This window comes from Pseudomonas sp. Irchel 3A5 (assembly GCF_900187575.1).
Classification (GTDB): Bacteria; Pseudomonadota; Gammaproteobacteria; order Pseudomonadales; family Pseudomonadaceae; genus Aquipseudomonas; species Aquipseudomonas folii.
This window is the reverse complement of record NZ_FYDU01000031.1, coordinates 1-5560: the sequence shown is the minus strand read 5'-3', so window position 1 is coordinate 5560 and position 5560 is coordinate 1. Positions and strand designations below refer to the sequence as shown.

Annotated in this window: 6 protein-coding genes; 4 read left to right on the top strand and 2 right to left on the bottom strand. The window is 56.0% G+C overall.

Annotation, left to right across the window (positions count from 1 at the left end):
* Positions 1 to 222 precede the first annotated feature (222 nt).
* Positions 223 to 1197 (top strand): alpha/beta hydrolase, encoded by a 975-nt coding sequence (locus tag CKW31_RS29345; RefSeq protein WP_371856838.1) that lies wholly within the window; start codon positions 223 to 225, stop codon positions 1195 to 1197.
* 35 nt (positions 1198 to 1232) lie between these two features.
* Here the strand turns inward: CKW31_RS29345 and CKW31_RS29340 are convergent, their stop codons facing one another.
* On the bottom strand, positions 1233 to 2129 hold the full coding sequence (locus CKW31_RS29340; RefSeq protein WP_095102698.1) for a LysR family transcriptional regulator: 897 nt from the start codon (positions 2127 to 2129) through the stop codon (positions 1233 to 1235).
* A gap of 139 nt (positions 2130 to 2268) precedes the next feature.
* On the opposite strand from CKW31_RS29340, the gene CKW31_RS29335 reads away from it, so the two are divergent.
* Positions 2269 to 3153: a pirin family protein gene (locus CKW31_RS29335; RefSeq protein WP_095102696.1), complete on the top strand. Its 885-nt coding sequence runs from the start codon at positions 2269 to 2271 to the stop codon at positions 3151 to 3153.
* Between the two features lie 91 nt (positions 3154 to 3244).
* Here CKW31_RS29335 and CKW31_RS29330 read toward each other — a convergent pair whose 3' ends face one another.
* Entirely contained in the window at positions 3245 to 4126 is an 882-nt protein-coding gene (locus CKW31_RS29330; RefSeq protein ID WP_095102694.1) for an aldo/keto reductase family oxidoreductase, read from the bottom strand.
* 72 nt (positions 4127 to 4198) lie between these two features.
* Between CKW31_RS29330 and CKW31_RS29325 the strand changes: the two genes are divergently transcribed.
* Together CKW31_RS29325 and CKW31_RS29320 are read left to right on the top strand one after the other, a co-directional pair.
* A complete protein-coding gene (locus CKW31_RS29325) occupies positions 4199 to 4837 on the top strand; it encodes a TetR/AcrR family transcriptional regulator (RefSeq protein ID WP_095102692.1) in 639 nt (212 codons plus the stop codon).
* Positions 4834 to 5328 (top strand): GNAT family N-acetyltransferase, encoded by a 495-nt coding sequence (locus tag CKW31_RS29320; RefSeq protein WP_095102689.1) that lies wholly within the window; start codon positions 4834 to 4836, stop codon positions 5326 to 5328. The genes CKW31_RS29325 and CKW31_RS29320 overlap by 4 nt, the downstream gene beginning before the upstream one ends.
* Positions 5329 to 5560 lie beyond the last annotated feature (232 nt).

Genomic DNA, 5560 nt, shown 5'->3' with positions numbered 1-5560 from the left:
CGGTCCTTATGGCCCTCAAAACACGCATGAAGGCGAACGGGAAGGCCCCGAAGGAAATCATATGTGCGGCCATGCGCAAGCTGTTGCATCTGGTGTACGGAGTGCTCAAGTCGGGGAAACCCTATGACCCTGACATCGCGCTTGCTCGATGAGGGTCAAGACGGTATCTACAGCTACAGGTTTCACCCGGAAGTTCGTATTTTTTTGCCTGGAGACCACCCATTGAATCACGACGAGCTTCAGTCCTTTAGCGAACATGAAATCGCAGAAATGCAGCGCTTCAACAAAAAGCTCGGCTGGCTACCGCGTTTTCGAATCCGCAATCGCTTCACGCCTCGGGTGATTCAGACGCTGCTCAAAGCGGGTCAAGTCGGTAGCGCGGGCAAGCTGGCTAAACAGGGGCAGCAGGCAGAAAAACGTTCAGTCGGTGTCGATGGCGTTTCGGTCCCCGTGCGGATATTGAGACCCAAAGGCAAAGCAAAAGGCGTGGTGCTTGATATCCATGGCGGTGGCTGGGTCATCGGTAATGCACAAATGAACGACGACCTTAATCTTGCTTTAGTGAAAGCATGCGAAGTCGCGGTGGTCTCGGTTGATTATCGCCTCGCGGTATCGACGCCCGTTGAAGGTTTGATGGATGACTGTCTTTCTGCGGCGCGCTGGCTACTGAGTGGTGCCAGTGAGGAGTTCGCCGGTTTACCCGTGATCATCATCGGGGAATCGGCCGGTGGTCATCTGGCGGCGGCGACTCTTCTAAGGCTTAAAGCGTGGCCGGATTTGCTTCGACGAGTGAGCGGGGCGGTCCTGTACTACGGCGTTTACGACCTGACCGGAACGCCAAGCGTCCACGCTGCGGGTCCTGAAACCCTGGTGCTGCATGGCCCGGGTATGGTCGATGCGTTGCGTTTGCTGACGCCGGACGCCACTGATGAAGAGCGTCGTCAACCGCCGTTATCGCCGTTATACGGCGACCTCACGGGCATGCCGCCTGCGCTGATGTTTGCTGGTGAGCTGGACCCGCTGCTGGACGACACCGTGCAGATGGCTGAACGATGGGCGAAGCCGTCGGAAGTGGAAGTACACGTAATGCCCGTTTGTGCGCACGGCTTCATTCACTTTCCTACTGCGATGACGGGACGGGTTCTTGCGCGCAGCCATCAGTGGATCTCGGACCGGATCAGCGCGGTGGCAGGTTGAAATGACTGCTTGTCTGCTTCTGACTTTTCATCCCCTTACGCCAAAAGTACTTGCTGTAGATGTGCTATCGATTCATCCACGAAGGTGCTGACGGCGAGGGGGATTTGTTTGCGGCTGGGGAATACGATGAACAGATCGTTGCTCTGCTGGCCGCAGTCCGGTAGCACTTCTACAAGACGTCCACTTTTCAAGCTTGGGCGCAATACCGACTCAGGCAAAAAGCAGATACCCAGACCTGAGAGGGTTGCTTTCAACTGCGCTTGTGCCGTGCTGGCGCAGAGTCTGCCAGCGATATCGACTCGCGTTGATCCTGCCGGGTTGGCCAGGGTCCATGACGTCTGGCCCGAGGGGTGAGGGGAGCAAACGCAGTCATGATCGCTTAACGCCTGAATGTCCGGCGGTACTCCACGAGCCGCGAGGTAAGCGGGACTTGCTGCAAGCAAGCGACGACCCGTGTTGATTCTTCGTGCCACAAGGCTTGAATCGGGCATTGCCCCGGCTCTGAACGCCAGATCTATGCCTTCGGCAATCAGGTCATTGCGTTGGTCACCCAGCAGGAAGTCGAGCTGGACCTTAGGATATCGAGTGAGAAAGTCCGCGACAAAATTCATGTCGAACACTTCAAAAAAATCTGCTGGTGCGGCAACTCTGACTCTACCGGCAGGCTCATGACTGCCGTTAAGCAATTTGCTACTGATCTCGATCAGTTGAGTGATCTGAGCAGAGCTCTGTTCATAAAGGGATTTGCCCGCATCGGTCAGTGTCAATTTGCGTGTAGATCGATGAAGTAGCCTGGCACCGAGTTTTTCCTCCAACTGCTTGATGCGGCGGCTGAGCGTATTGGACGGTGCACCAATACGCCGCGCCGCGCCGGCAATGCTGCCAGCATCGACAACCTGGATAAAAACTGCCACATCGTTCAGATCAATCATCTTATTAAGCCAAAAATGGATGAGTCCAAATCGATTGTAGCGACTAATCAATATGATGCCGAATCCCTAATATGGGCTCACGCAAACAGTCTCTGCCGATCAGGGCAGAACATTCGCTCATATTCTCAGGGTAAATCTCATGAACGCATCAGCCGTTGCTAACCTAGTCACCCCACGTCATATCAGCCATCGCACCACGGGCAGTGGCCATGGCCCGATCGTCAGGCTGATGAGCCCCTCCGACTATGGGCAGTTGATCAAACCCTTTGTTTTTCTGGATTTGTTTGAAGGGCCGAAGTCGTTCCTTGGCAGCATGCCGATGCACCCGCACTCGGGAATTGCCACCGTCACCGTGGTCACCGAGGGAAACATGCACTTTGATGATCCTGAGGCAGGCAGCGGGGCGATTGCCTATGGCGGAGTTGAGTGGATGCGTGCCGGTGGCGGCGTATGGCACGGCAAAGAAATGTCGGCAGGAACGTCAGCCCGGGTTCAGGGCTTCCAGCTATGGCTTGCGCTGGGACCGGAGCTTGAGAACGGTCAGGTTGACAGCCAGTATCTGGAAGCCGACACGATGCCCAGTGCAGGCCTGGCCCGGGTCATTGTTGGCCGGTATGAAGGTGTCCAGAGCCCGGTTCGCGCTCCTGACGGCATCAACTATTTGCTGGTGACTATTCCTGCCGGTGAGTCCTGGACCTATACACCGCCGCAGGGACATGAGTCGCTCTGGATGAGCCTCAGTCGCGGTTCGGTCAGCTCGCCAGATTCAATCGTGGCGGGCGAGATGGTGATCTTCGAGCGCGGCAGCCAAGCCGTCATCCTCGCGGCCGGGGCAACAGGTGCCACCTTCGTTCTCGGCTCGGCCGTGCCTCATCCCTATGATCTTAAGCTCGGTTATTACTCCGTGCACACCAACGACGAAGCGCTGCGTGCCGGTGAAGCGAACATTGCTGAAATCGGAAACCGACTGCGTCAGCAGAAGCAATCTGATGAGCGTTCGACTTCGGTTCCGGTTTTTAAATAGGGTCAGGGATTGATGCAAGCTGATGCTTTAAACCTGCGCGTAACCGGCCGGTAATCGACCGGTTTTTAAGCTCAATTCTGATCGCCTGCGGTCAATCCGCGATGGCGTTCAGCTCTGCCATGATTTCATCCAAAAGAACCAGCTCGCTCACGGCAAGGTTTTCCCGCAAGTGAGCCACCGAGGATGTGCCCGGGATCAGCAGGATGTTGGGAGAACGGTGCAGCAGCCATGCCAGTGCCAACTGTTTTGGCGTGACGCTGAGTCGCTGCGCGACGGTCGATAACGCGGACGACTGCAGCGGCGTGAACCCGCCCAACGGAAAGAACGGTACATAGGCAATACCATCACGCGCCAGTTCATCGATCACAGCGTTATCGTGCTGATGGGCAATGTTGTAGAGATTCTGAACGCAAACGACATTGACGAGTTTGCGCGCCTCAGCGATTTGCGTGGGCGTGACGTTGCTGATGCCGATATGGCGAACGAGTCCTTGCTGCTGCAATTCTGCAACGGCGCTCACTTGTTCTTCGATCGAACCTTCGGCTGTTCCCATTGCGCTGAACATGGTGCGCACGTTCACCACATCCAGCACGTCCAGGCCCAGATTGCGCAGGTTGTCGTGCACAGCCTGGGTCAGGTCTTTTTTCGACGTGGCTGGAATCCAGGAGCCGTCTTCGCCGCGAATCGCGCCGACCTTGGTGACTATCGTCAGGTCATCTTTGTAGGGATGCAGTGCTTCACGAATAATCTGGTTGGTCACATGCGGCCCGTAATAGTCGCTGGTGTCGATGTGGTTTACACCCGATTCGACGGCTGCGCGCAGCACGTCCACCGCGGCTTGACGATCTTTCGGCGGGCCAAATACGCCGGGGCCTGCGAGCTGCATTGCGCCGTAACCGATTCGTTTTACCTGGCGGTCGCCGAGATTGAACGTGCCGCTTTTGTTGCCTCTTTTGTTTAAAACATCCGTCATATCTATCGCTCTTGCTTCGCTTGAGGAAAAACTATGATATGAAGGAACCTTCAGGTTTTGAATTCGCATTCCATGAGCACGCTAAAAGCATCGTTAAAGCCAAGAAAATCAGCGGTCCAAGCCCGATCCGTCGCGACGGTAGAAGCACTTCACACCGCGACCCTTCAGGTTTTGACCCTGTACGGGCTGACCCGCTGCACCACCACGCGGGTTGCCGAGCGGGCCGGAATGTCGGTAGGCAGCGTCTATCAGTACTACCCGAATCGCGATGCTTTGCTGGCTGCGGTGCTCGAAAAGCATCTGCAGGAAGTTGTCGATACTGTTGAGCTCGCCTGCGGTCGATGCCACGGTAAAACAGTGGCCGAAATGGCGTCGGGTTTTATCGTGGCGTTTCTAGCCGTCAAACTGCGTGATCCGGTGGTGTCGAAAGCGCTCTACGCCATCGCAGCAGAGCGGGGCGGAGCCGAACTGGTCGCCCGCATAAACGCCCGTATGCTAGTCGCGATGACGAGCATGCTGACCACTGCGTCTGACGCACATTTTGACAATCCCGCCCTGATTGCCTCGATCTCGCATACGGCAGTGGTCGGGCCTGTGCGTGCCTTGCTCGAAGGGCATGGCAATCCTGACTTCGAGACCTGCCTCGAAGAGCAATTGACGCTGATGTTGACGGCCTACCTTCAAGTTCATCAGAGCGTTAAACGCCCATGAAGCCTTTTAGAATTCGTGAGTTAACTTCAGCCGACACTGAAGCGTTGCTGGCGTTTGAAGTCCGTAACCGTGAGTGGTTTGAATCGCACATTGATGCCCGCGAGCCTGACTTCTATTCGTTGCAAGGTGTCGCGGAGCATATCGACTGCTATCTCGCTGACTTTGCCATTGGCGTCTGGCATCCATTTGTTATCGAGGATTCCAGTGGGAGAATAGTCGGGCGGGCAAATCTGAAAGGCATGAGTTCGTCAGGCCAGACTGCTGAGGTCGGGTATCGAATCGATCAGCACGCGTGCGGGCAGGGGCTGGCCACACTGGCCTTGATGTATATGATTGAACAGGCAAAAGAGCGTTGGGGGCTTGTGCAACTGGTCGCTTATGTCTTCAAGGAAAACCTTGGTTCCAGGAAAGTGCTTGAGCGCTGTGGTTTTCGGCTAGAGCGGCCGTCGGGTGATGACGCTGCTGAGTGTCGGTTTGTTCTTTCGGTTTAGCCGCGTTCTTGATGGCATACATGGACCTGTAGGAGCTCACCGAGGTTACGAGGCCAGCGATGGCGGAGTGTCAGACAAATCGCTATCGCTGGCCTCGTAACCTCGGTGAGCTCCTTGTATCTCGACTCTAGCGCCTCACCGCGCCATAGTTCTCGACTGATCATCGAGGGAGAGCAGGAAGCTGTTGAGCTCCTAAGGCCAAGAGCCTCTATTGTAGATAGTGCTCCTGCCC

Bases quoted from the DNA above. Each gene is read 5' to 3' on its own strand.
- CKW31_RS29340 (WP_095102698.1), bottom strand. From the start codon at position 2,129: ATGATTGATCTGAACGATGTGGCAGTTTTTATCCAGGTTGTCGATGCT.
- CKW31_RS29335 (WP_095102696.1), top strand. From the start codon at position 2,269: ATGAACGCATCAGCCGTTGCTAACCTAGTCACCCCACGTCATATCAGC.
- CKW31_RS29330 (WP_095102694.1), bottom strand. From the start codon at position 4,126: ATGACGGATGTTTTAAACAAAAGAGGCAACAAAAGCGGCACGTTCAAT.
- CKW31_RS29325 (WP_095102692.1), top strand. From the start codon at position 4,199: ATGAGCACGCTAAAAGCATCGTTAAAGCCAAGAAAATCAGCGGTCCAA.
- CKW31_RS29320 (WP_095102689.1), top strand. From the start codon at position 4,834: ATGAAGCCTTTTAGAATTCGTGAGTTAACTTCAGCCGACACTGAAGCG.